The following is a 21,843-nucleotide window of genomic DNA, read 5'->3' on the forward strand; positions in this document are numbered from 1 at the left end:
CCTACCTTGTTGAAAATGACTCTTATTTCACAGGCTGTCGCCCATGACGAGGCGGCGTTGCAGCCGACTCAAAAGGAGCTTGATTTTGCCGGTCACCAATCGACGTCAGTTTATTAAACTCAGTGCGCAAACCGCAGGAGCCGTATTCGCGATGACTTCATTACCCAACAGTATCCGCCTGGCGATGGCGGCGGAGGGCGGCGCGGCCGCCGGCGATGAATTCCTGTGGCTGGAAGAGCTGCAGGGTAAAAAAGCGCTGCAATGGGTGCAGCAGGAAAATCAGCGTACCGTGGCGCGTTTCGGCCAGGGCGAAGACTTTCAGCGCATTGAGCGCGAAGTCCTGGATATCCTCAATAAAGACACCCAGATCCCGTGGGTGAGCAAACGCGGCGAGTACTATTACAACTTCTGGCAGGATCAGGCCAACCCGCGTGGCCTGCTGCGACGCGCCACGCTGGATGAGTACCGCAAGGCCAAACCGGCCTGGGAGACGGTGCTGGATATCGATGCGCTGGGCAAGGCGGAGGGCAAAGATTGGGTTTATCAGGGCTCTCAACCACTGGCACCGGAATACCGTTATTGCCTGATGCAGCTGTCGCCGGACGGCGGCGACGCCACCGAAATCCGCGAATTCGATCTGGTGGCCAAACGCTTCGTCAAAGACGGTTTTAACGTACCGGTGGCGAAAAGCCGGGTTTCCTGGGTCGATCGGGACACGCTGTTCATCGCCACCGATTTCGGCCCCGGCTCGATGACCCAGTCCGGCTACGCGCGCATCGCCAAACGCTGGCGGCGCGGCACGCCGCTGAGCGCCGCCGAAACGCTGTACGAAGCGCAGCCCGAGGACATGGCGGTCTTCGCCTATCACGACCGCACGCCGGGCTTTGAGCGCGATTTCGTCGGCCGCAGCCTGGACTTCTACCGCCGCGACTATTTCTTGCTGACTCAGGACGGCCGGCAGAAAAAAATCGACATCCCCGCCGACGCCGAGCTGGATACGCATCGAGAATGGCTGCTGATAAAGCCGAGCAGCGATTGGGACGTGGGCGGCAAGCGCTATCCGTCCGGCTCGCTGTTGGCGGCCAATTTCGACGACTATCTGGCGGGCAAGCGCGAGCTGCAGCCGCTGTTTACCCCGACGGCGGAGCAGGCGCTGAGCGGCTACAGCGGCACTCGCGATCACCTGATCCTCAGCATCATGGATAACGTGGTCAACCGACTGGAAGTGCTGACGCCGCAGGGCGGCAGCTGGCAACGTCGCCCGCTGGGCAACCCCGGCGCCATCAGCACCCTTTCCGCCGGCGGCATCGACGACGAGAGCAACGCCTATTTCCTGACGGTCAGCGGGTTCCTGCAGCCGACCTCGCTGTATATGGGCAACCTCGACGGCGGGGAAGCGACGCTGCTGAAACAGGCGCCGCAGGACTTTGACGCCGCCGGCTATCAGGTCAGCCAGCATTTCGCGCGCTCCAGGGACGGCACCCGCGTGCCGTATTTCCAGATCGCCGCCAAAGATCTCAAGCTGGACGGCAGCACGCCGACGCTGCTGTACGGCTACGGCGGGTTTGAAGTGCCGCTGCTGCCGGGCTATCTGGGCGGCAAGGCGCCGGCCTGGCTGGAGCGCGGCGGGGTATACGTGGTGGCCAACATTCGGGGCGGCGGTGAATATGGTCCGGCCTGGCATCAGGCGGCGCTCAAGCAGAATCGTCATCGTGCCTATGAGGATTTCGCCGCCGTGGCCGAAGACCTGTTCGCGCGCAAGGTGACTTCCGCGCCGCATCTCGGCGCGCGCGGCGGCAGCAACGGCGGCCTGCTGGTAGGCAATATGCTGACGCTGTATCCGCAGCTGTTCGGCTGCATCGTCTGCGAAGTGCCGCTGTTGGACATGCAGCGCTATACCCAACTCTCCGCCGGCGCGTCGTGGATCGCGGAATACGGCGATCCGAGCAAGCCGGAGCAGTGGGCCTATATCAAAACCTTCTCGCCGTACCACAATATTCAGGCGAAAACGGCCTATCCGCCGGTGCTGTTCTATACCGCCACCAGCGACGATCGTGTCAACCCGGCCCACGCGCGCAAAATGGCGGCGCGCATGCAGGCGATGGGGTATCAGCAGGCTTACTTCTACGAAAATACCGAGGGTGGGCACAGCGCCGCCGCCGACAAGCAACAGGCGGCGTTCCACAGCGCGCTGGTGAGCGAATTCATGTGGGCCAACCTGAGCGGCAAGCGCAAGCCAGCGTAAACACGTTTCTTGCGGGCATAAAAAAACGCCGGGGGTTAACCCCGGCGTTTCTATTTACGCTCAATCCACAGGCGATCAGTGAGCCGCCGTGGCTTCCTGCGCTTTCTGATTCAGGTCTTCGCTGGTGTCCAGCGTCATGCGGTACAGTTTCGGCGCGGTCAGCATCATCAGGATGGCGATGACGGCGGTGGCGATGCCGATTTGCATAAACACATGGCTGTAGATGGCCAGTGAAGCGTGCGCGTCGTTGATGTCGCTGGGGACGGCGGTCAGACCGGCGACTTTACCGGCGATCAGCGCCGCGGCGGCGGTGGTCAGGAACCAGGAACCCATGATGAAGCCCATCAGACGCTGCGGCACCAGCTGCGCCACCATCGCCAGACCCAGACCGGAAATCATCAGCTCGCCGATGCTCTGCAGCGCGTAGCTCAGGATCAGCCAGTTGACCGACACGATGCCCTGTTCGTTGGCGAAGCTGGCGCCCCATGGCAGCACCAGGAAGGCGCAGGAACACAGGATCATGCCGAAAGCGAACTTGTGCGGCATCGGCAGGCGATCGCCCATCTTGTTATACAACGCGGCCAGAATCGGGCTGGCGAGCATGATCCAGAACGGGTTCAGCGCCTGGTACTGCTCCGGCTCGAAGGCGACGCCGAAGATGCTGTGCTCCACGTTGTGGATGGCGAAGAAGTTCAGCGACGTCGGCATCTGGCTGTACAGCACGAAGAATACCACCGCTTCCAGCATCAGCAGGAAGGCGACGATCATTTTGCGGCGTGCGGCGCCATGCAGGGCGAAGGCTTCCTTGGCGAACACGATCACGATCCCGGCGGAGATGAAGGCCAGCGCCCAGCGCGCGATCACCTGGTTGTGCAGCAGCCAGCTGGACACGGCGACCAGCGCCACGATGCCGACCAGCACCATCAGCAGTTTCGGCAGATGCAGCGGCTTGAAGTCAGGCCTGGAGCCGTTTTTCTTCACCCACTTGTGGCACATCATAAAGTTGACCAGGGTGATCAGCATGCCGACCACGCTCAGGGAGAACGCCACGCTCCAGCCGTACTTCGCCGCCAGCCACGGGGTAGCCAGCATGGAGAAGAAGGAACCGATGTTCACCGACATGTAGTACATGGTGAAGGCGCCGTCGATACGCGGGTCGTCTTTCTCATAGCAGGTGGAGAGCAGGGAGGACGGGTTGGCCTTGAACAGGCCGCTGCCCACGGCGATGGTCGCCATGCCCAGATAGACCCAGAAGATGTCGTGGCCGGAGTAGGCCACCATGGCGTAACCGGCGGCCAGCACCAGCGCGCCGAGCACGATCACGCGTTTGGCGCCCAGCACCTTGTCGCCCAGCCAGCCGCCAATGGCGACGAAGCCGTATACCAGAGCGCTGAAAGAAGAGAACAGGGTGATGGAGTCGGCTTCGCTCAGACCGAGCATCTTGACCAGATAAACCGCCATGATGCCTTGCAGGCCGTAATAGCCGAAGCGCTCCCACAGTTCGATCGAGAAGATCAGATAGAATGCTTTCGGTTGTTTGAACGCGTTAAGGCTCACGCTCTCCTGGTGTTGGTTGTTTGCTGTTGACACGGGTACCTCTGTTTTTTCGCAGCCCGTCTTTAGGGGACGGGAAAGTACAAAAGTTGATGCGGAACGGCATCCTTTTGCGTTGTTATAGGATGGGGACGGCGGTTAATGTTCACTATCTTTGTCAACGTGGCAAGCAGTTTGTCATATTCGGTTACATTTAACGCTGGCAGGATTATGCCGCGATGTTGCAAATGTTATGCAGTATTAACTTTCGGCTTTTAGTGGTTTATCGATTTTTTGTTTTGACTAAAAGCTATACGAATTTTAAACAGGGATATATTCTGCTGAATTGCTATTTTTTAGCGCATCAGTGTACGTGAGGTTATTAATCCGTTGGAATGTTGTGTATATGGCGCGATTTGTAAAATTATAGAAATTTAGGAAAACGGGGCTGGCATTTGTGAACGCCTTGTGATCCCGAAAGCGTGACGTTCACCGCAATTTTCGACTAATTTTTTGCTTGAAAATAACGCAGCGATGGGTTTCTTACTGAAAACCGCGATAACGCCGGGGTTACTGCTGCGCGATATCACATTTTTGATAAAAAAGCGGCGTTGGCGAGGGAAGAGGACGCGGCGGGTGCGGTTTGCCGCACCCAACGGACTCAGGATTCCGGATAAACCTTTTCTTTATATTCGCACAGGTCTTCGATGATGCAGGAGCCGCAGCGCGGTTTGCGCGCGATGCAGGTGTAGCGTCCGTGCAGGATCAGCCAGTGATGGCAATCGACCTTGAATTCGGCGGGCACCACCTTCAACAGTTTCTCCTCCACCTGATCGACGTTCTTGCCCGGCGCAAAGTGGGTGCGGTTGCACACCCGGAAGATATGGGTGTCCACGGCGATGGTCGCCCAGCCGAAGGCGGTGTTGAGCACCACGTTAGCGGTTTTGCGGCCAACGCCCGGCAGCGCCTCCAGAGCGGCGCGATCTTCCGGCACCTCGCCGCCGTGCAGCTCCAGCAGCATGCGGCAGGTCTTGATCACGTTTTCGGCCTTGCTGTTGAACAGACCGATGGTCTTGATGTACTCCTTGACGCCATCAACCCCCAGCGCCAGCATGGCGGCGGGGGTGTTGGCGACCGGATAGAGTTTGGCGGTCGCCTTGTTAACGCTCACGTCGGTGGCCTGCGCAGACAGCAATACCGCGATCAGCAGCTCAAACGGCGTGGTGTACACCAGCTCGGTGGTCGGATGCGGATTGTTGTCGCGCAGCCGGGTCAGAATTTCCAGTCGCTTCTGCTTGTTCATCAGGCCTTCTCAGCACGTCCTTGTTCCAGCAGTGGTTCCGCCGCCACGGCGCGGGCTTTGCGCGCCTTCATTCTTTCGTCGATCAGATACTTGACCGCCAACAGCAGGCCCAGGCCGATAAAGGCGCCTGGCGGCAGCATGGCCAGCAGGAACGGGCTGTCGAAGTGCACCACTTCGATGCGCAGCGATTTGGCCCAGCCGCCCAGCAGTTGATCGGCGCCGTCGAACAGCGTGCCGTTGCCCAGCAGCTCGCGCATTGAACCCAGCGTCACCATGACGCCGGTGGCGCCGAGGCCGATGGCCATGCCGTCCAGCGCCGAGAGGCCGACCGGTTTCTTGGCGGCCACCGCTTCGGCGCGGCCCACGACGATGCAGTTGGTCACGATCAACGGAATAAAAATGCCGAGCGACTGATACAGACCGAAGGCATAGGCGTTGATCAGCATCTGCACGATGCTCACCACCGCGGCGATGATCATGACGTAGATCGGAATACGCACTTCGCTTGGCACCCAGCGGCGCACCGCGGAGATGGAGGCGTTGGTGAGCGTCAGCACCAGCGTGGTGGCCAGCCCCAGCCCCAGCGCGTTGGTGACGGTGGAGGTCACCGCCAGCAGCGGGCACATGCCCAGCAGCTGCACCAGGGCGGAGTTGTTCTTCCACAACCCCTGGACGATCAATTCTTTGGCTTCACTCATTCGCTGGCTCCACACGCAGGTAAGCTTTCAAGTTTAGGCGGCAGCGTTTCCATATACAACGCCGTGCGGCGCACCGCATTGACCACCGCACGCGGGGTGATGGTGGCGCCGGTGAATTGGTCGAACATGCCGCCGTCTTTCTTCACCGCCCAGCGTTTGTCGTCCGGGCCTTCGATTTTCTTGCCGCTGAAGAAGGAAATCCAGTCGGAAATGCGCAGTTCGATCTTGTCGCCCAGCCCCGGGGTTTCATGGTGTTCAATCACCCGGGTGCCGAGTACCGTGCCGTTGAAATCGGCGCCGACCAGCAGCTTGATGGCGCCGGAGTAGCCGTCCGGCGCGGTGGTTTCCAGCGCGGCGGCGGTCGGTTGCCCGTTTTTGCGCGCCAGGTATAAACGGTGTGGCGCGCCGTCGCCCAGCGCCGGATCGCTGACCAGGAAGCATTCGTTCTGCATGACGTTATCGTAATTTTCCGGCGGCACCACCTGATCGAGCAGGGCTTTTTGCTGCAGCGCCGCCTGATGCGCGATGGTGGTTTTCGTCAGGGCGTAGACCACGGCGGTGAGGCCGGTGGTGACCGCCGCAAACACCGCCAGCGTGGTGCCGTGCTTTCTCATGGAATTCAGCATGGCGGCTCCTTAGCGATGGCCGTACACGCGTGGCTGCGTGTAGTGGTCGATTAACGGGACGGTGATGTTGGCGAGCAGCACGGCAAAGGCCACGCCGTCAGGGTAGCCGCCATAAACGCGGATCAGCCAGACCAGCACGCCGATCAGCGCGCCGTAGATTAAACGGCCCTTCGGCGTGGTGGAGGCGCTGACCGGGTCGGTGGCGATAAAGAACGCGCCCAGCATGCTGGCGCCGGAGAACAGGTGGATCAGCGGCGAAGCCTGATGCGCCGGATCGAGCCACCAGGCCAGACCGGAGCAGAAGGCGATGGCGGCCAACATGCTGAAGGGGATCTGCCAGTGGATCAGGCGGCGCGCCAGCATAAACAGGCCGCCGGCCAGAAAGCCGAGGTTGACCCACTGCCAGCCGATGCCCGCCAGCGCGCCGCCGAACAGCGGCTGCTGCAACACTTGTTCAACGCTGTGGCCGCTGCGCAAACCGGTTTTGAAGCCGTCGAGTGGTGTAGCCTGGCTGATGCCGTCAACGCCCATCTGCAATTCGTGCAGCGTCGTGCCCTGAGCGGTATGGCCGCTGAAAATGGCCAGCAGCGTGTCGTGGAACGACAGCGCGGTGGCGCGCAGCTCATCCGGCGGCAACCAGCTGGTCATCTGCACCGGGAAGGAGATCAGCAGCACCACGTAACCGACCATCGCCGGATTGAACGGGTTCTGCCCAAGGCCGCCGTACAGCTGTTTGGCGATGACGATGGCGAAGAAGGTGCCGATGACGATCATCCACCACGGGGCCAGCGGCGGCAGGCTGATGCCGAGCAGCAGCGCGGTCAGCAGGGCGGAGTTGTCCGCCAGCCGGCTGCGCACCGGCAGCTTGCGCAGCCTGAGGATCGCGCCTTCTGCGGCCAGCGCGACGATCGCCGCCAGCGCCACCTGAATCAGCACGCCGTAACCGAAGAACCAAATCTGTGCTGCGATGCCGGGAATGCAGGCCAACATCACCCACAGCATAATGCGGCTGGTGCTTTGCTGGTTGTGGGTGAACGGCGAGCTGGCGATGTGTAAGCCTTTGGCGGCTGTGGGTGATACCGGCCTGAACTTCATAGAGTAACGATACCTTCTGCGCCGCGCCTGCGGCAGTTTCGATGCGCCGAATTGCGGGCGCGGCAAAAATAATAGCCGAGCATTCTACCTGATTCGATGCGAGGGTAATACGCCTTAATGATAGGGGTATTCGGCTTTTCGCACCCGTTGAGATCGGCGTGGCGCGATTTGATTTTTTTTTGGCCGGAAAATGGGCTAACGTGAGGAATTGTCTGTGGAACTTGTGCCGCCATCGCCCCTGAGAAATGGGGTAACCGTATGAATGAAATATCATTTTTGTCCAGATTTCCGCACAAAATAACAACTTTCACATAATACGTGTAGGTTACTATCGCGAACATTATTGAGTCAGTGAATCCATAATAATGACAAATGAAGACATTTTTTTTATTGAAGAGCTAATTGAGTGGGTGGAGATACATCTGGAGAAACGGCCAAACCTGGATGAAGTTGCGCGTATTTCGGGCTATTCCAAGTGGCATCTGCAGCGTAAATTCAAGCGTATTACCGGCATTCAACTCGCCACCTATATCCGTTCGCGCATCCTGACGCGCGCCGCGGTGGCGCTGCGCATCACCCGTCGCTCCATCATCGACATCTCCGATGAGCTGGGCTTCGACTCGCAGCAGACCTTTACTCGCATGTTCAAGCAGCGCTTCGGCACCACGCCCAATCGCTACCGCTCGATGGAGCACTGGGACGTGAAAAACCTGATGCCGCGCTTTAACTTCGAAGCCAGCTACGGCGCGGGATATTATCCGGAAGTGAAGCGGCTGACGCTGCCCGAGATGCAGCTGGTCGGCTTCTCGCGCCGGCTGGATTTCGCCTCCGAACAAGAGCTGGAGTACGCGTCCTGCATGGCGATGAAGGACGAGATTTTCAATGACTTCTTCAAGGGGTTGCACGTCGACTGCCGGCGAATTTACAGCATTTATTGCCCGCAGGCCGGGGAAGGCGACGAGCTGTCGTCCACGCTGGTGATGGCGGTCGATCCTGAACATAAAAAGGACATTCTTTCCAATCATCAGATAGACACCATCCATCTGCCGAGCCGCGAGTTTATCTCCATCAACCATAAGGGCACGGCGAAGGAGTGTCTGCAGTTTTTCGGTTATCTGGTGTCGCATGTGATGCCGGGGCTGAAGGATAAGGTGCGCGGCAGTATGGAAATGGAGATCATTCAAACCAAAGAGTGGAACCCGGAGTCCAAACTGCGTCAGATTGAAGTGGACTATACCTATCTGATCTCTATCGATTAAACGGCGCCCGGCGTAGGCCAGGCGCCGCCGTCATCATTTGTCTTCCGTTTCCGCCGCCAGCGATTCTCTGGCGGCTTTTTTGGCTTTGGCGCGGGCGATAGCCGCCGCGACCGCCGCCTTGCGCGGATCTTCTTCGGCGTCAGCCGGAGCCGGTTCTGTCTCGGCAGGAGCGTCCCCCTGCTGCGCCGCTTTTTTGGCTTTGGCGCGGGCGATAGCCGCCGCGACCGCCGCCTTGCGCGGATCTTCTTCGGCGGCAGCTGGAGCCGGTTCTGTCTCGGCCGGAGCGTCCGCCTGCTGCGCCGTTTTCTTGGCTTTGGCGCGGGCGATAGCCGCCGCGACCGCCGCTTTGCGCGGATCTTCTTCGGCGGTAGCCGGAGCCGGTTCTGTCTCGGCCGGAGCGTCCGCCTGCTGCGCCGCTTTCTTGGCCTTCACGCGAGCCAGGGCGGCGGCGACTGCCGCTTTACGCGGATCTTCTTCGGCGGTAGCCGGAGCCGGTTCTGTCTCGGCCGGAGCGTCCGCCTGCTGCGCCGCTTTCTTGGCCTTCACGCGAGCCAGGGCGGCGGCGACTGCCGCTTTACGCGGATCGTCCTCTGTCGCGGCAGGGGCGGTGATGTCTGCGGCCGGTGCCTCTTTGCGCGCCTTCACGCGGGCCAGCGCCGCGGCCACGGCGGCCTTACGCGCGTCGTCACCTGAGGTTGCCGGCGAGGCTTGTTCCGCTTCGGCCGCCAACTGGGCGCGCCGTTCACGCGCCTGCGCTTTACGCGCTTCGCGGGCGGCGATCATCTCGCTGTTGTCCGGCTGCTGGCCGTCGACCGGCGTAACCGCCGCTTCGGCATTCTTGCTGCGTACGCGCGCCAGTGCGGCCTGTACCGCCCCCTGATCGTCGTCGGTCAGTTTGACGGCGGCCTTTTTGTGCCGCTCTTCGCGCGCCAGTTTCTCGCGCTCCAGACGCGCCAGCTTGGCCTCGTAACGCGCCTTGGCCTCGGCGGTGCGCGCCGCTTCCAAATCGATAGCCTTGATTTCGGCCTTTTCCTGCCGGTAGTACTGCACCAGCGGAATGTTGCTGGGGCAGACGAACGCGCAGGCGCCGCATTCGATGCAATCGAACAGGTTGTGGTTGCGCGCCTTGTCGTGCTCCTGCCCGCGGCTGAACCAGTACAGCTGTTGCGGCAACAGCCCGGCAGGGCAAGCGTCCACGCACAGGCCGCAGCGGATGCAGGATTGCTCGGGTTCCTGCGGCGTCATTTCATCCACCGTCGGCGCCAGAATGCAGTTGCTGATCTTGACGATCGGCACGTTCAGCGCGGGCAGGGTAAAGCCCATCAGCGGGCCGCCCATCACCACCATCTGCTGCGCCTGCGGACGGAAACCGACGAAATCAAGCAGGTGCTGCACCGGCGTGCCGATGCGTGCCCACAGGTTGCCAGGGCGCTCGACCGCCTCGCCGGTCAGGGTCACCACGCGCTCAATCAACGGTTCGCCGTCGACGATCGCCCGCTTGATGGCGAAGGCGGTGCCGACGTTTTGCATCAGCACGCCGATAGCGGAGGAGTGCTTGCCGTGCGGCACTTCCTTGCCGGTCAAAATCTTGGTCAGTTGCTTGGCGCCGCCGGACGGGTATTTGGTGGGGATGACGCGCAGGGCAATGCCGGTCTGGCCGCGCAACGCCTGTTTCAGCGCCGCGATCGCCTCTGGCTTGTTGTCTTCGATCCCGATCAGCGTGACCTTGGGCTGCAGAATGTGTTGCAGGATCTGCGTGCCTTCAACGATCTGATCGGCATGTTCCTGCATCAGGCGATCGTCGGCGGTGATGTAAGGCTCGCACTCGGCGGCGTTGAGGATCAGCGTTTCCACGCCGCTCATGCCGCCTTGCAGTTTACTGGCGGTCGGGAAACCTGCGCCGCCCAGACCGGCGATGCCGGCCTGATGAATACGTTGAATCAGCTCCGCGGCGGGCGATTGGCGGTAATCCGCTACCGGCTCGCGCTCGCACCAGCGGTCTTCGCCGTCTGCCTCGATAATCACGCACAGCTCCGACAGCCCGGAAGGGTGAGCGGTGATGTGCGGCGTGATGGCGCTAACGGTGCCCGAGGTCGGGGCGTGCACCGGCACGGTGCGCCCGCGGCCGACGGTCAGCGGCTGGCCTTTCAACACCCGATCGCCGGCGTTGACGCACAGTTCGCCTTCCGGCCCCAGATGCTGCTGCAGCGGAATGATAAAGGTCTTGGGCAGAGGGGCGACACGCAGCGGCGCGCCGCTCGACTGAGTCTTCATTTCCGGTGGATGGATCCCGCCGTCGAAATCCCAGATCCGGTCTTTTTTAAAGGCGGCGAACAGATTAAGCATGTTGCTCCACGTGGATCACTTGCACCGGGATCGTCTTCATGTCCCACTTCCAGTTGGCGGTGGTGGTGGCGACCGGTCTCATTTCAATACAGTCGGTAGGGCAAGGGGCGACGCACAGATCGCAGCCGGTACAGAGGTCGGTAATGACGGTATGCATGGCGCGGGTGGCGCCGACGATGGCGTCAACCGGGCAAGCCTGAATGCACTTGGTGCAGCCGATGCAGTTGGCCTCGTCGATATAGGCCACTTTACGCTCCGGCTCGGCGGCGGCTTCGCTGCCCAGCGGCTGCGGCTCCACGTTGAGCAGCTCCGCCAGTTTCAGCATCACCTGTTCGCCGCCCGGCGCGCATTTATTGATCATCTCGCCGTTGGCCACCGCCTCGGCATAGGGGCGACAGCCGGGGTAGCCGCACTGGCCGCACTGGCTCTGTGGCAAGATCGCGTCGACCTGCTCGGCGACCGGATCCTCTTCCACCTCAAAACGGCGCGCGGCGTAGCCCAGCACCAGTCCGAACAGCAGCCCGAGCGCGCTCAAAGCCGCGATAGCTATCCACAACGCAGTCATTAGAATTTCACCAGCCCGGTAAAGCCCATAAAGGCCAGCGACATCAGCCCGGCGGTGATCAGTGCGATCGAGGAGCCGCGGAACGGCGCCGGCACGTCGGCCACCGCCAGACGTTCGCGAATGGCGGCGAACAGCACCATCACCAGCGAGAAACCGGCGGCGGCGCTGAAACCGTAAACGGCGGACTGCAGGAAGTTATAACCGAGGTTGACGTTAAGCAACGCCACGCCCAGCACCGCGCAGTTGGTGGTGATCAGCGGCAGGAAGATGCCCAGCAGGCGATAGAGCGCCGGGCTGGTCTTGCGCACCACCATCTCGGTGAACTGCACCACCACGGCGATCACCAGAATGAAGGAGAGCGTGCGCAGATACACCAGATCCAGCGGAACCAGAATAAAGGTGTTGATCACCCAGGCGCTGACGGAGGCCAGCGTCATGACGAAGGTGGTGGCCATTCCCATGCCGATGGCGCTTTCCAGCTTCTTGGAAACGCCGAGGAACGGGCACAGGCCAAGAAACTTCACCAGAACGAAGTTGTTCACCAGTACGGTGCCGACAAACAGGAGCAGGTATTCGGTCATTGCGATGCCTAAAAAAATAAAAGCCGCCTATTATCGGGAATCGGCGGCCGGACGACAACATATGAATCGCAGGGGTATTGCCTTTTTTGGTGAAAATTTACACAAATTACCCAATAAAATGTGCTGCAATCGCCTTTAACGTTCGGTAAAGGTCCCTTTGACCCGCTGCGAACGCTTGATGTAAGGCACCAGCAGCGCCGCCATCAGCAGCGGCCAGCCGAGGCTGCGCACCGCCACTTCATCTGGCACCGGCGCGAAGGCGAAGGCTTTCACCGCCAGGATCACCGTGATCAGCAGCCATAACAAGAACAGTTTAGGGAAGCGCTGCGACCGCTGGCAAAACAGAAATACCAGCCACAGGGTGAAGCCCCACATCAAGAGCGTGGTCAACACCGAAAAGTACCACTGCAGGGTAAACGCCTGGGCGTTGGTCAACAGATAGTCGCGCGACTCGGGCATGAAGATCGCCATGGCGTACAGGAGCAGCATCAGGCTGGCGCTGAGCAGGGTGACGATCAGATAGGCCAGCGGGGCCAGCAACCAACCGCCGATACGAGAGTATTCAGCTTGAGACATAAAACGGCTTCCTGATTGAAACGGGGATCACAGGCGGCATAGCTTAGCGGGTAATACCGGCTTCGTCATCCCTATCAACCGGATAGCTCGGCATCGCGGGACCGGGCCGCACGTTTGGCTACTCCGGCGCCGTGCCGACCCCGCTTCGAATTAACATCTCATTTACTTCTTGTTCCAGCCGTCCGCATGGTGTCAAATCGAAAGGGTCTGTCGTGAGCCTGCAAGAGGAAATCCCATGGCTGAGAAAATTCGTGTCGGGCTGGTCGGTTACGGCTACGCCGGCAAAACCTTTCATGCGCCGCTGATCGCCGGTACGCCCGGGCTGGAGCTGGCCGCCGTTTCCAGCAGCGATGCCGGCAAAGTGCGCGCGGACTGGCCGTCGATGACGGTGGTGGGCGATGCGCAGGCGCTGTTCGCCGATCCGGCCCTCGATCTGATCGTGATTCCTACCCCCAACGATACCCATTTCCCGCTGGCGCAACAGGCGCTGGCCGCCGGCAAGCACGTGGTCGTGGACAAACCGTTTACCGTGACATTGTCACAAGCTCAGACGCTGCAGCAACAGGCGCAGCAGAGCGGTTTGCTGTTGTCGGTGTTCCACAACCGTCGCTGGGACAGCGATTTCCTGACACTCAAAGCGCTGCTGAACGACGGTTCGCTGGGCGAGGTGGTGTACTTCGAGTCGCACTTCGATCGTTACCGGCCACAGGTGCGTCAGCGCTGGCGCGAACAGGGCGGCGTCGGCAGCGGCATCTGGTTCGATTTGGGGCCGCATCTGCTCGATCAGGCGCTCCAACTCTTCGGCAAACCCGAGCGGCTGTTTGTCGATCTGGGTGAGCTGCGGCCGGGGGCGCAGGCGGTGGATTATTTCCACGCGCTGCTGAGCTATGGCGATCGCCGTGTGGTGCTGCACGCCAGCATGCTGGCGGCGGCGGAGAGCCCGCGCTATGTGGTGCACGGCACCCGCGGCAGCTATGTCAAATACGGCCTGGATCCGCAGGAAGACCGGCTGAAGGCAGGCGAACGCTTGCCGCAGGCCGACTGGGGTTATGACATGCGCGAGGGTGTAGTGACGCTGTCACGTGGTGACCTGCTGGCGGAACAGCCGCTGCTCAATATTCCCGGCAACTACCCGGCTTATTACGCGGCGGTGCGCGACGCGATTGCCGGCATAAGCGAAAATCCGGTGCCGGCCGCCGACGCCATCGCGGTGATGGCATTGATCGAACTGGGGCTGGAATCGGCCCGGCTGCAGCAGGCGCTGCCGGTGGTCTGATCCCGCCCACTTTTCTGTGGCCCGGCGCAACGTCGGGCCTTTTTACGACTCTACGTGCAAGGAAATCCGTTTCATGTCCTGGTTGCAGCGTTTGCGCATTGATAAATTTTTGCTGGTTCTGATTTTGGTGGTGATCGTCGCCTCGCTGTTCCCCTGCGAAGGCATCTGGAAAACCTTCTTTGAACACCTGACCACCGCCGCCATCGCGCTGCTGTTCTTTATGCACGGCGCCAAGCTGTCGCGCGAGGCGATCATCGCCGGCATGAGTCACTGGAAGCTGCATCTGCTGGTGTTCCTCAGCACCTTTGCGCTGTTCCCGCTGCTCGGGCTGGCGATGAACCTGTTGGTGCCGGGCATCATGACGCCGACGGTCTATCTCGGCTTCCTCTATCTGTGCGCGCTACCGGCCACGGTGCAGTCGGCCATCGCCTTTACGTCGGCGGCAGGCGGTAACGTGGCGGCGGCGATCTGCAGCGCCTCGGCGTCGAGCATTCTCGGCGTGTTCCTGTCGCCGCTGCTGGTGGGGGCGTTGATGCATACTCAGGGCGGTAATACCGACGTGCTGCACGCCATCGGTTCGATCATTTTGCAATTGATGGTGCCGTTCGTGATCGGCCACCTGGCGCGGCCATTGATCGGCAAGTGGATCGATCGCCATCGCAAACTGATCAACCTGACCGACCGTTCGTCGATCCTGCTGGTGGTGTATACCGCGTTCAGCGCGGCGGTGGTGGAAGGGATTTGGCATCGCATCGACGGCTGGTCGCTGCTGACCATCCTGGTGATGTCGCTGGTGCTGCTGACGGTGGTGCTGGTGATCAACACCTACGCGGCGCGCTGGCTGGGCTTTAACACCGCCGATGAAATCACCATCGTCTTCTGCGGCTCGAAAAAGAGCCTGGCGAACGGCATCCCGATGGCCAACGTGCTGTTCCCGGCCGCGGCGGTGGGCGCCATGGTGCTGCCGCTGATGATTTTCCACCAGGTGCAACTGATGGTGTGCGCGGTGCTGGCGCAGCGCTATGCGCGTAAAACCGCTAAACAGCGGGCCGAGGCGGAGGCGCTGGCGGCCAAATAGGCCGCAGGCCGCTAACGGCGGCCCAGCGCGTCGAGCAGAAAGTCGGCGCGCTCGTCCGGTGAGGCGTGCGGCAGTTCTTGCAGCTGATAGTCATAGCGTCGATAGACGGCCACCATCGCCCGATAGGTTTGCTCGGCTTCGGCGAAAGACTGTTTTCTCTCGCTGTCCTGCACGTAGATCGCTTGCCACGGCGGGGCGATGAACACAGTATCGGCATAGCGAAAGACGTCGATCGCCGCCGTTAAGGGGGCGGGGATCGATAATCCGCACAGCGTGAGGTAACCGGCGATATCCGGCAGGCCGCGATCGAAGAACCAGCATGTTTCCCCCGTCGCTTCGCGCCATGAGCGCAGTTCCCAATCGAGCATCCGCTCGGCGAAGGCCTGGCGATCGCCCCACGGCAGCGCATGGCCGCCGATACTCACCTGATCCTGAATAATCGCCCGGCCGGCCTCCTGCGAGTGCGGAAAGCCGCGGCGATGAAGAACGTCGATGAGCGTGCTTTTGCCCGAGCCGGGGCCGCCGGTCAGCACGATGCGGCGTGTTTTGTCAGACATGCGAAATTCCTCTCTTGCAGCAGGGTCATGGGGTAACACAGCGATAAAGACGAGCAGTCGGAAGAAGACGGCGGGGAGAGGGATGAGAAGAAGGCGCCGTTTGGCGCCTGGGGGGGATTTAGCCCTGAACTTTGGCGCGCAGCGCCTGTTTTTCCTGCTCGCTGAGGAAAGCCAGCTTCAGGCCGTTTTCCTGCGCGGTGCGGATTTCTTCCGGCGTCAGCCCGGCCTGCGGCGCGGCGACGCGGTATTCATGCTCGATCTCGATGCCCTGAACCGCCGGATCGTCGGTGTTGATCGACGCCAGCACGCCGTGGCGCAGGAAGGTGGCCAGCGGATGCTGCGCCAGCGACGGCACGGTGCTGGTCTGGATGTTGGAGGTCAGGCAGGATTCGATGCCGATGCCGTGTTCCGCCAGGAAGTCCATCAGCGCCGGGTCTTCGACCGCTTTCACCCCGTGGCCGATACGTTCGGCGCCCAGCTCGCGGATCGCCTGCCAGATGCTTTCCGGGCCGGCGGCTTCGCCCGCGTGCACGGTGATGCGCAGGCCGGCGTCGCGGGCGCGGCTGAAGTGGTTGAGGAACAGGCTACCGGGGAAGCCCAGCTCATCGCCCGCCAAATCCAGCGCGGTAATGCCGTCGCGGTGCGCCAGCAATCCTTCCAGTTCCTGCAGACAGGCGGCCTCGCCGAAGGTGCGGCTCATGATGCCGATCAGGCGAATGTCGATGTCACGATCGCGGCAGCCCGAACGGATCCCGTCGATCACCGCTTCCACCACGCCGGCGACCGGCAGTTGATGCTTCATCGCCATGTAGTAAGGGGAGAAACGCAGCTCGGCATAGTGCAGGCCGGCGTTGGCGGCGTCCTCGACGTTTTCGTATGCCACCCGGCGGCAGGCGTCCAGATCGCCCAGCACCGCCACGCCCCAGTCCAGTTTCTGCAGGAAGCTGACCAGATCCGGTTCGGCATGGGTGATCTGCACGTGCGGGCGCAGGCTCTCCAAATCGTTGGCCGGCAGGGCGAGATTGAACTGGCGGCCGAGGTCGAGAATGGTCTGCGCGCGGATGTTGCCGTCGAGATGGCGGTGAATATCGGTAAGCGGTAGGCGGGGATCGATCATGCTGGGCACTCGCTAATTATCGTAGGTAAAGTGCAGAACAGTATAAAAACAAATGGATGAAACTTGCCATTGCGTTGCATAAAAAAGTGATGTGGATCACAAATAATGCGCGATATATCGCATTATCGTCGTGAATCAGGCTTTCAACACGCTGACCCCCGCCTGCTGCAACGGCGCGATCAGCGCGTCATCGGTAGCCCGCTCAACGATGATGGTGTGCGCCAGCGTAATATCGCCGATCGCATACTGCGATGCGGCGTTAAGCTTGGCGGCGGAAGCCAGCACTACGGTTTCCGCCGCGCGAGCCGCCAGCGCGCGTTTGATGTAAGCCTCCTCCAGATCGCCGGTGCTCAGCCCCGCGGTGGGGTGCACGCCGGTCACGCCCATGAAATAAATATCGGCGCGGATATGCGACATCGCTTCTACGGCGGCGGCGCCGACGCTGACGATCGAATGCTTATACAGTCGGCCGCCGATCAGGATCACCTCGACCGTGGGGTGATCGACCAGGCCCACGGCGACGCTGGGGCTGTGGGTGACGATGGTGGCGTTGAGGTTGGCCGGCAGTTGCCTGACCAGCTCTGCGGAGGTGGTGCCGCCGTCGATGATCACCACCTGGCCGGGGGCGATCAGCGCCGCCGCCGCTTTGGCGATCGCGCGTTTGGCGCCGGATTCCAACTGATTGCGTTCGGCGAAGCTGGCGATGGCGGAAGAAACCGGCAGGGCGCCGCCATGCACCCGTTGCAGCAACCCCTCGGCGTCCAGTTCACGCAGATCGCGCCGGACCGTATCTTCCGACAGCCCGAACATCTCGCTGAGCTGTTTGGCCAAGACCTGACCCTCCTGGGCCAGTTTTTCCAAAATGATCTTCTTGCGTTGGCTGGTCAACATGGCCATTTCCTCTCAAATTTCCTATGCACGAAATATCTTGATCATACACGAAACTGCACGATAGTATCCATTTCCTTCCTCTGGCGGAGTAAACCGATGATAGCCACCAAAGACAGGGTTCGTATTGTCGAAACCCGGGTGTTGTCCGATGACTGGTACCTGCTGAAAAAAAACCACCTTTGATTTTCTGCGGCGCGATGGCGTCTGGCAGCGGCAAAGCCGTGAGACTTACGATCGCGGTGACGGCGCGGTGATTTTGCTGTTCAACCGGCAGGCGCAGACGGTGATCCTGACGCGCCAGTTCCGCTTTCCGGTGTTCGTCAACGGTCATGACGGCATGCTGATTGAGGCCGCCGCCGGGCTGTTGGACGACGCGTCGCCGGAGGCGCGCATCCGCGCCGAAGTTGAAGAGGAAACCGGCTACTTCGTGCAGAACGTGGAGAAGGTGTTTGAGGCGTACATGAGCCCTGGTTCGGTCACCGAAAAGCTGCACTTTTTCGTCGGTGAATATCAGGCGAGCGATCGCCTCAACGAGGGCGGCGGGCTGGCGGCGGAGGGGGAAGATTTGGAGGTGATCGAGCTGCCGCTGGCGCAGGCCCTGCAGGCGGTTCGTCAGGGTACGATCGTTGACGCCAAAACTATCATGCTGCTGCAGTTTGTCGCCTTGAATCGGACGTTGGAGGAACAACGATGAAAGCACAACAAATCTTGATCGCCGGCCCTTATCGCAGCGGCACCGATGGCGATCCGCAGCGTATCGCCGCCAATCTGGCGCGCCTCGAACAGGCGGCGCTGGCGGTCTACCAACGGGGGCACGTGCCGGTGATCGGCGAATGGCTGGCGCTGCCTTTGGCGGCCGCGGCCGGTTCCACTCAGGTTGGCGATGCGGTCAGCGAGGCGTTTCTTTACCCGGTGGCTCACCGACTGATTGCGCAGTGTCAGGCGGTGTATCGCATCGAAGGGGCGTCTGCGGGGGCCGATAACGACGTGCGGTTGGCTAACGAATGGGGATTGACGGTCTATCGTCATCTGGAGGAAATTCCGTCTGTTCAGGCGTAACCGAGGGGCGGGCAGAGGCTCGCCCCCTCGCGTTATTTCTCGTCCAGCACAAACTTCAACCCGGCGATCAGCTTGTCCATGCCGGCTTCCAGCTTGCTGCGCGGGCAGCCGACGTTGAGGCGCAGGAACCCGCGGCCTTCTTCGCCGTAGGTAAAGCCCGGCATGATCGCCACCTTTTCACGCTCGATAAGCACCTGCTGCAGCGCCCGATCGTCCACGGCCAGCGGCCGCAGATCGATCCAGGCCAGATAGGTGGCCTGCGGCGGGCGCCAGCCCAGCGCGGGAAACGCCTCCGCAAGCCGTTCGGCGATGTAGGTCAGGTTATCCTGCAGATAGTCGCGCAGGGCATCCAGCCAGGGTTCACCGCGCCGATAGGCGGCTACGTGCGCCACCACCGCCAGCACCGCCGGCGAGGAGAGGCCATCGCGGGCTTTGAGCTGCTGGAAATAGGCTTCGCGGCTGGCGTCGTCGCTGATAAAGCCGTAGGCGCCGGTTAACGCCGGAATGTTAAAACTCTTGGAGCCGGAGGTCAGCAAGGCCCAGGGGCCGGTCGCCACCTGGCTCCAGGGCGTATGGCGGTGTTCGCCCCAGACCATGTCCATGTGGATTTCATCGCTGATCACGCGCACGTCGTGGCGTTCGCACAGTTCGGCCATCTGCTGCAGCTCTTCGCGGCGCCACACTTTGCCAGTGGGATTATGCGGGCTGCACAGCAGCAGGATCTTGGTCTGCGGCCGCGCCAGCAACGCTTCGAGGTGCGCCATGTCGCAGCGCCAGTCATCTGCGGCCTTGTGCAGCGGGCAGGCCAGCAGCTGGCGCTGGTTGGCGAGGATCACCTTATAGAAGGCGTCGTAGGCCGGGGTATGGGTCACCACGTAGTCGCCCGGCACGGACCATTGGCGGATCAGCTGCGCCGCCATGTAGATAACGGAAGGGCCGTACACCGCCGTTGCGGTGTCGATAGCGGTGTTGAAACGTTGTTGATACCAGTGGCGCAGCGCGCCGAGAAAATCCTCATGCTGCCAACGGCTGTAGCCCAGCACACCGTGCTGCAGGCGCTGCTGCAGCGCCTCGAGAATGCACGGTGCGGTGGCGAAATCCATATCGGAGATGGTGAACGGCAGCAGGTCTGCGCTGCCGAAGCGATCGGCGATGTAATCCCACTGGGTGCACCAGGTACCGTGGCGGTCGATCGGGGTAGAGAAATCAAACATGGGTGGCTCCCTGCAGCGCCGCGGCAGGGCGCGCCGTGGCTATCAGTGAGTCTAATTCATCCTTCACCGATTGCACCTGCGGGCCGATCACTACCTGCAGATTATGATCGTTGAGATGCACCACGCCGATGGCGCGGTTGGCCTTCAGTGCCGCGTCGTCCACCTGGCTCATGTCGTTGACCGACAGGCGCAGGCGGGTAATGCAGTTGTCCAGCGTAATGATGTTGTCCGGGCCGCCGAGCGCCGCCAAAATCGCCGGCACATTGTAGCCGGATTTGCCCACTGCGCCGCTTGGCGCGCTTTGGGTGACGGCGCCGTCGCTCTCACGGCCCGGCGTTTTGATGTTAAAGCGCCGGATGGCGAAGCGGAAAATGGCGTAATAGCCGACGAACCAGATGGTGGCCACCACCGGCACCAGATACCACTTGGTGGCGGTGCCGTGCAGAATGCCGAACACCACGAAGTCGATAATGTTGCCGTCGGTGTTGCCGATGGTCACGCCCAGCAGCGCCATGACGGTAAAGCCCAACCCGGTGAGCAGCGCATGGATCAGATAAAGGAACGGCGCGACGAACAGAAACAGAAACTCGATCGGCTCGGTGGTGCCGCCGACGACGCAGGCCACCACGCCGGAAATCAACAGCCCCTTGATTTTATGGCGGTTCTCCGGTTTGGCGCAGTGGTACATCGCCAGCGCCGCGCCCGGCAGGCCGCCGAGGAACGCCGGCATTTTACCCTGCGACAGGAAGCGGGTGGCGCTTTCGGCGAAACCGGTGGTGGTCGGGCAGGAGAGCTGCGCCTGGAAGATGGTCAGGGCGCCGCTGACGCTGTGGCCGCACACCTCCATCGTGCCGCCCGCCTCGGTAAAGCGGATCAGCGCCACCAGTATGTGATGCAGTCCGAACGGCAACAGCAGGCGTTCGCCGGTGCCGAAAATCATCGGCCCGAAAATGCCGGCGCCATTGATCATGCGCCCCAGGCCGTTGATGCCGGCGGCGAACCATGGCCAGATCAGGGGGATGAGCAGGCCGCACAGGCCCAGCGTCACGGTGGTGACAATCGGCACGAAACGGGTGCCGCCGAAGAAGGCCAGCGCATCCGGCAGCCGGATGGTGTGGAAACGTTCATGCAGCAGATACACGATGATGCCGACGATCACTGCGCCGAGGATGCCGGTGTCGATCGACTGAATGCCGAGAATGTTTTGGATGTTGTTGGCCTTCAGCACCAGCGGATCGCTGGTGGGCAGCACGCCGGCAGCGGTCAGGTAGAAGTTGGTAGCCAGATTCAGCACGGCGAAGCCGACGAAGCCGGAGAAGGCGGCGACGCCCTTGTTGTCGCGCGCCATGCCCAGCGGAATGGCGATGGCGAACATCACCGGCAGGAAGCTGAAGGCGAAGGAGCCTATCTTGCTCATCCAGGTGAAGATCAGCTGGAAGATCGGATGGCCGATAAACGGCATCAGGGTGATCACGTCGCGGCTGCTCAGCGAGCTGCCGATCCCCAGCATGATGCCGCAGAAAGAGAGCAAGGCGACGGGCAACATGAATGTTTTGCCCAGGCTCTGGAAGAACTCCCAGAGGGTGATTTTGGGTTTATTGGCTGCTGACATAACCGACTTCTCCTGGCGAAAAGACGAGCAAAAAGGGGACTTCTGATTAGGTAAAAAGAAGATAAAACGTTTTACCTAGCAAAAATGCGCCGCCAATCACAAATCTGTCGCCCGGTTTTTGGCGACAATGCGGCGGGCAGTAAAACGTTTTACTGCGTTGACGGATTCGGTATACCCTTGATCACTACGGCGCGGGTTGCCCAGGAACGGGT

At 61.3% G+C, this 21,843-nt stretch carries 19 protein-coding genes and 1 pseudogene; 6 read left to right on the plus strand and 14 right to left on the minus strand.

The genetic code is table 11. The annotated features are described in order from the left end of the window. The first annotated feature begins 151 nt into the window (after positions 1-151). Positions 152-2,245: a prolyl oligopeptidase family protein gene (locus tag SERRSCBI_RS10735; RefSeq protein WP_042784397.1), complete on the plus strand. Its 2,094-nt coding sequence runs from the start codon at positions 152-154 to the stop codon at positions 2,243-2,245. A 75-nt stretch (positions 2,246-2,320) separates the two neighbouring features. On the opposite strand, the gene dtpA is transcribed toward SERRSCBI_RS10735, so the two are convergent. The 5 genes from dtpA to rsxD all read right to left on the minus strand — a co-directional run bounded on the left by dtpA (position 2,321) and on the right by rsxD (position 7,500). Then, entirely contained in the window at positions 2,321-3,835 is a 1,515-nt protein-coding gene (dtpA, locus tag SERRSCBI_RS10740; RefSeq protein WP_033642946.1) for a dipeptide/tripeptide permease DtpA, read from the minus strand. Positions 3,836-4,439: 604 nt separating this feature from the next. After that, a complete protein-coding gene (gene nth / locus SERRSCBI_RS10745; protein WP_019455952.1) occupies positions 4,440-5,081 on the minus strand; it encodes an endonuclease III in 642 nt (213 codons plus the stop codon). Next, positions 5,081-5,779, minus strand: a complete 699-nt coding sequence (locus tag SERRSCBI_RS10750; RefSeq protein WP_033642947.1) for an electron transport complex subunit E — start codon at positions 5,777-5,779, stop codon at positions 5,081-5,083. The genes nth and SERRSCBI_RS10750 overlap by 1 nt, the downstream gene beginning before the upstream one ends. Continuing rightward, positions 5,776-6,405, minus strand: a complete 630-nt coding sequence (rsxG, locus tag SERRSCBI_RS10755) for an electron transport complex subunit RsxG (protein ID WP_033652583.1) — start codon at positions 6,403-6,405, stop codon at positions 5,776-5,778. Before rsxG ends, SERRSCBI_RS10750 begins: the two co-directional genes overlap by 4 nt. A gap of 9 nt (positions 6,406-6,414) precedes the next feature. Next, positions 6,415-7,500, minus strand: coding sequence for an electron transport complex subunit RsxD (rsxD, locus tag SERRSCBI_RS10760; RefSeq protein WP_042784399.1), 1,086 nt, complete (start codon positions 7,498-7,500; stop codon positions 6,415-6,417). A 365-nt stretch (positions 7,501-7,865) separates the two neighbouring features. On the opposite strand from rsxD, the gene SERRSCBI_RS10765 reads away from it, so the two are divergent. Further along, positions 7,866-8,759 (plus strand): helix-turn-helix domain-containing protein, encoded by an 894-nt coding sequence (locus tag SERRSCBI_RS10765; RefSeq protein ID WP_033642950.1) that lies wholly within the window; start codon positions 7,866-7,868, stop codon positions 8,757-8,759. Between the two features lie 33 nt (positions 8,760-8,792). Here the strand turns inward: SERRSCBI_RS10765 and rsxC are convergent, their stop codons facing one another. The 4 genes from rsxC to SERRSCBI_RS10785 form a co-directional block, all read right to left on the minus strand. Next, positions 8,793-11,105, minus strand: coding sequence for an electron transport complex subunit RsxC (gene rsxC, locus SERRSCBI_RS10770; protein ID WP_042784401.1), 2,313 nt, complete (start codon positions 11,103-11,105; stop codon positions 8,793-8,795). Continuing rightward, positions 11,098-11,670 carry an electron transport complex subunit RsxB gene (rsxB, locus tag SERRSCBI_RS10775; protein WP_004938428.1) on the minus strand — a complete coding sequence of 191 codons (573 nt, stop codon included), beginning with the start codon at positions 11,668-11,670 and terminating at the stop codon, positions 11,098-11,100. The genes rsxC and rsxB overlap by 8 nt, the downstream gene beginning before the upstream one ends. Beyond that, entirely contained in the window at positions 11,670-12,251 is a 582-nt protein-coding gene (gene rsxA, locus SERRSCBI_RS10780; RefSeq protein ID WP_004938443.1) for an electron transport complex subunit RsxA, read from the minus strand. The genes rsxB and rsxA overlap by 1 nt, the downstream gene beginning before the upstream one ends. 135 nt (positions 12,252-12,386) lie before the next feature. Further along, on the minus strand, positions 12,387-12,827 hold the full coding sequence (locus SERRSCBI_RS10785) for a DUF2569 domain-containing protein (protein WP_004938446.1): 441 nt from the start codon (positions 12,825-12,827) through the stop codon (positions 12,387-12,389). Between the two features lie 235 nt (positions 12,828-13,062). On the opposite strand from SERRSCBI_RS10785, the gene SERRSCBI_RS10790 reads away from it, so the two are divergent. Together SERRSCBI_RS10790 and SERRSCBI_RS10795 are read left to right on the plus strand one after the other, a co-directional pair. Beyond that, a complete protein-coding gene (locus tag SERRSCBI_RS10790) occupies positions 13,063-14,103 on the plus strand; it encodes an oxidoreductase (RefSeq protein WP_042784403.1) in 1,041 nt (346 codons plus the stop codon). Positions 14,104-14,176: 73 nt separating this feature from the next. Beyond that, positions 14,177-15,181 carry a bile acid:sodium symporter family protein gene (locus tag SERRSCBI_RS10795; RefSeq protein WP_033640474.1) on the plus strand — a complete coding sequence of 335 codons (1,005 nt, stop codon included), beginning with the start codon at positions 14,177-14,179 and terminating at the stop codon, positions 15,179-15,181. Between the two features lie 11 nt (positions 15,182-15,192). Here SERRSCBI_RS10795 and SERRSCBI_RS10800 read toward each other — a convergent pair whose 3' ends face one another. The 3 genes from SERRSCBI_RS10800 to SERRSCBI_RS10810 form a co-directional block, all read right to left on the minus strand. After that, positions 15,193-15,738: an AAA family ATPase gene (locus SERRSCBI_RS10800; protein WP_042784405.1), complete on the minus strand. Its 546-nt coding sequence runs from the start codon at positions 15,736-15,738 to the stop codon at positions 15,193-15,195. A gap of 118 nt (positions 15,739-15,856) precedes the next feature. Beyond that, positions 15,857-16,855 carry an adenosine deaminase gene (gene add, locus SERRSCBI_RS10805; protein ID WP_042784406.1) on the minus strand — a complete coding sequence of 333 codons (999 nt, stop codon included), beginning with the start codon at positions 16,853-16,855 and terminating at the stop codon, positions 15,857-15,859. Between the two features lie 135 nt (positions 16,856-16,990). Further along, a complete protein-coding gene (locus SERRSCBI_RS10810) occupies positions 16,991-17,746 on the minus strand; it encodes a DeoR/GlpR family DNA-binding transcription regulator (RefSeq protein ID WP_042784408.1) in 756 nt (251 codons plus the stop codon). A gap of 96 nt (positions 17,747-17,842) precedes the next feature. On the opposite strand from SERRSCBI_RS10810, the pseudogene SERRSCBI_RS10815 reads away from it, so the two are divergent. Next, positions 17,843-18,440 (plus strand): annotated as a pseudogene (locus tag SERRSCBI_RS10815) (NUDIX domain-containing protein). Next, entirely contained in the window at positions 18,437-18,805 is a 369-nt protein-coding gene (locus SERRSCBI_RS10820; RefSeq protein ID WP_033640470.1) for a hypothetical protein, read from the plus strand. Before SERRSCBI_RS10815 ends, SERRSCBI_RS10820 begins: the two are co-directional and overlap by 4 nt. Positions 18,806-18,837: 32 nt before the next feature. Here the strand turns inward: SERRSCBI_RS10820 and SERRSCBI_RS10825 are convergent, their stop codons facing one another. Together SERRSCBI_RS10825 and malX are read right to left on the minus strand one after the other, a co-directional pair. Further along, positions 18,838-20,019 (minus strand): MalY/PatB family protein, encoded by a 1,182-nt coding sequence (locus SERRSCBI_RS10825; protein ID WP_042784409.1) that lies wholly within the window; start codon positions 20,017-20,019, stop codon positions 18,838-18,840. Then, complete coding sequence (gene malX, locus SERRSCBI_RS10830) at positions 20,012-21,631, minus strand: maltose/glucose-specific PTS transporter subunit IIBC (protein WP_042784411.1); 1,620 nt, start codon at positions 21,629-21,631, stop codon at positions 20,012-20,014. Before malX ends, SERRSCBI_RS10825 begins: the two co-directional genes overlap by 8 nt. Positions 21,632-21,843 lie beyond the last annotated feature (212 nt).

Origin of the sequence: Serratia sp. SCBI, from assembly GCF_000747565.1 — a bacterium.
Taxonomy (GTDB): domain Bacteria; phylum Pseudomonadota; class Gammaproteobacteria; order Enterobacterales; family Enterobacteriaceae; genus Serratia; species Serratia ureilytica.

Excerpts from the sequence above, each read along its gene's own strand:
- SERRSCBI_RS10735 (WP_042784397.1), top strand. The coding sequence starts at position 152 with ATGACTTCATTACCCAACAGTATCCGCCTGGCGATGGCGGCGGAGGGC.
- nth (WP_019455952.1), bottom strand. The coding sequence starts at position 5,081 with ATGAACAAGCAGAAGCGACTGGAAATTCTGACCCGGCTGCGCGACAAC.
- SERRSCBI_RS10750 (WP_033642947.1), bottom strand. The coding sequence starts at position 5,779 with ATGAGTGAAGCCAAAGAATTGATCGTCCAGGGGTTGTGGAAGAACAAC.
- rsxG (WP_033652583.1), bottom strand. The coding sequence starts at position 6,405 with ATGCTGAATTCCATGAGAAAGCACGGCACCACGCTGGCGGTGTTTGCG.
- rsxD (WP_042784399.1), bottom strand. The coding sequence starts at position 7,500 with ATGAAGTTCAGGCCGGTATCACCCACAGCCGCCAAAGGCTTACACATC.
- SERRSCBI_RS10765 (WP_033642950.1), top strand. The coding sequence starts at position 7,866 with ATGACAAATGAAGACATTTTTTTTATTGAAGAGCTAATTGAGTGGGTG.
- rsxC (WP_042784401.1), bottom strand. The coding sequence starts at position 11,105 with ATGCTTAATCTGTTCGCCGCCTTTAAAAAAGACCGGATCTGGGATTTC.
- rsxB (WP_004938428.1), bottom strand. The coding sequence starts at position 11,670 with ATGACTGCGTTGTGGATAGCTATCGCGGCTTTGAGCGCGCTCGGGCTG.
- rsxA (WP_004938443.1), bottom strand. The coding sequence starts at position 12,251 with ATGACCGAATACCTGCTCCTGTTTGTCGGCACCGTACTGGTGAACAAC.
- SERRSCBI_RS10785 (WP_004938446.1), bottom strand. The coding sequence starts at position 12,827 with ATGTCTCAAGCTGAATACTCTCGTATCGGCGGTTGGTTGCTGGCCCCG.
- SERRSCBI_RS10790 (WP_042784403.1), top strand. The coding sequence starts at position 13,063 with ATGGCTGAGAAAATTCGTGTCGGGCTGGTCGGTTACGGCTACGCCGGC.
- SERRSCBI_RS10795 (WP_033640474.1), top strand. The coding sequence starts at position 14,177 with ATGTCCTGGTTGCAGCGTTTGCGCATTGATAAATTTTTGCTGGTTCTG.
- SERRSCBI_RS10800 (WP_042784405.1), bottom strand. The coding sequence starts at position 15,738 with ATGTCTGACAAAACACGCCGCATCGTGCTGACCGGCGGCCCCGGCTCG.
- add (WP_042784406.1), bottom strand. The coding sequence starts at position 16,855 with ATGATCGATCCCCGCCTACCGCTTACCGATATTCACCGCCATCTCGAC.
- SERRSCBI_RS10810 (WP_042784408.1), bottom strand. The coding sequence starts at position 17,746 with ATGTTGACCAGCCAACGCAAGAAGATCATTTTGGAAAAACTGGCCCAG.
- SERRSCBI_RS10820 (WP_033640470.1), top strand. The coding sequence starts at position 18,437 with ATGAAAGCACAACAAATCTTGATCGCCGGCCCTTATCGCAGCGGCACC.
- SERRSCBI_RS10825 (WP_042784409.1), bottom strand. The coding sequence starts at position 20,019 with ATGTTTGATTTCTCTACCCCGATCGACCGCCACGGTACCTGGTGCACC.
- malX (WP_042784411.1), bottom strand. The coding sequence starts at position 21,631 with ATGTCAGCAGCCAATAAACCCAAAATCACCCTCTGGGAGTTCTTCCAG.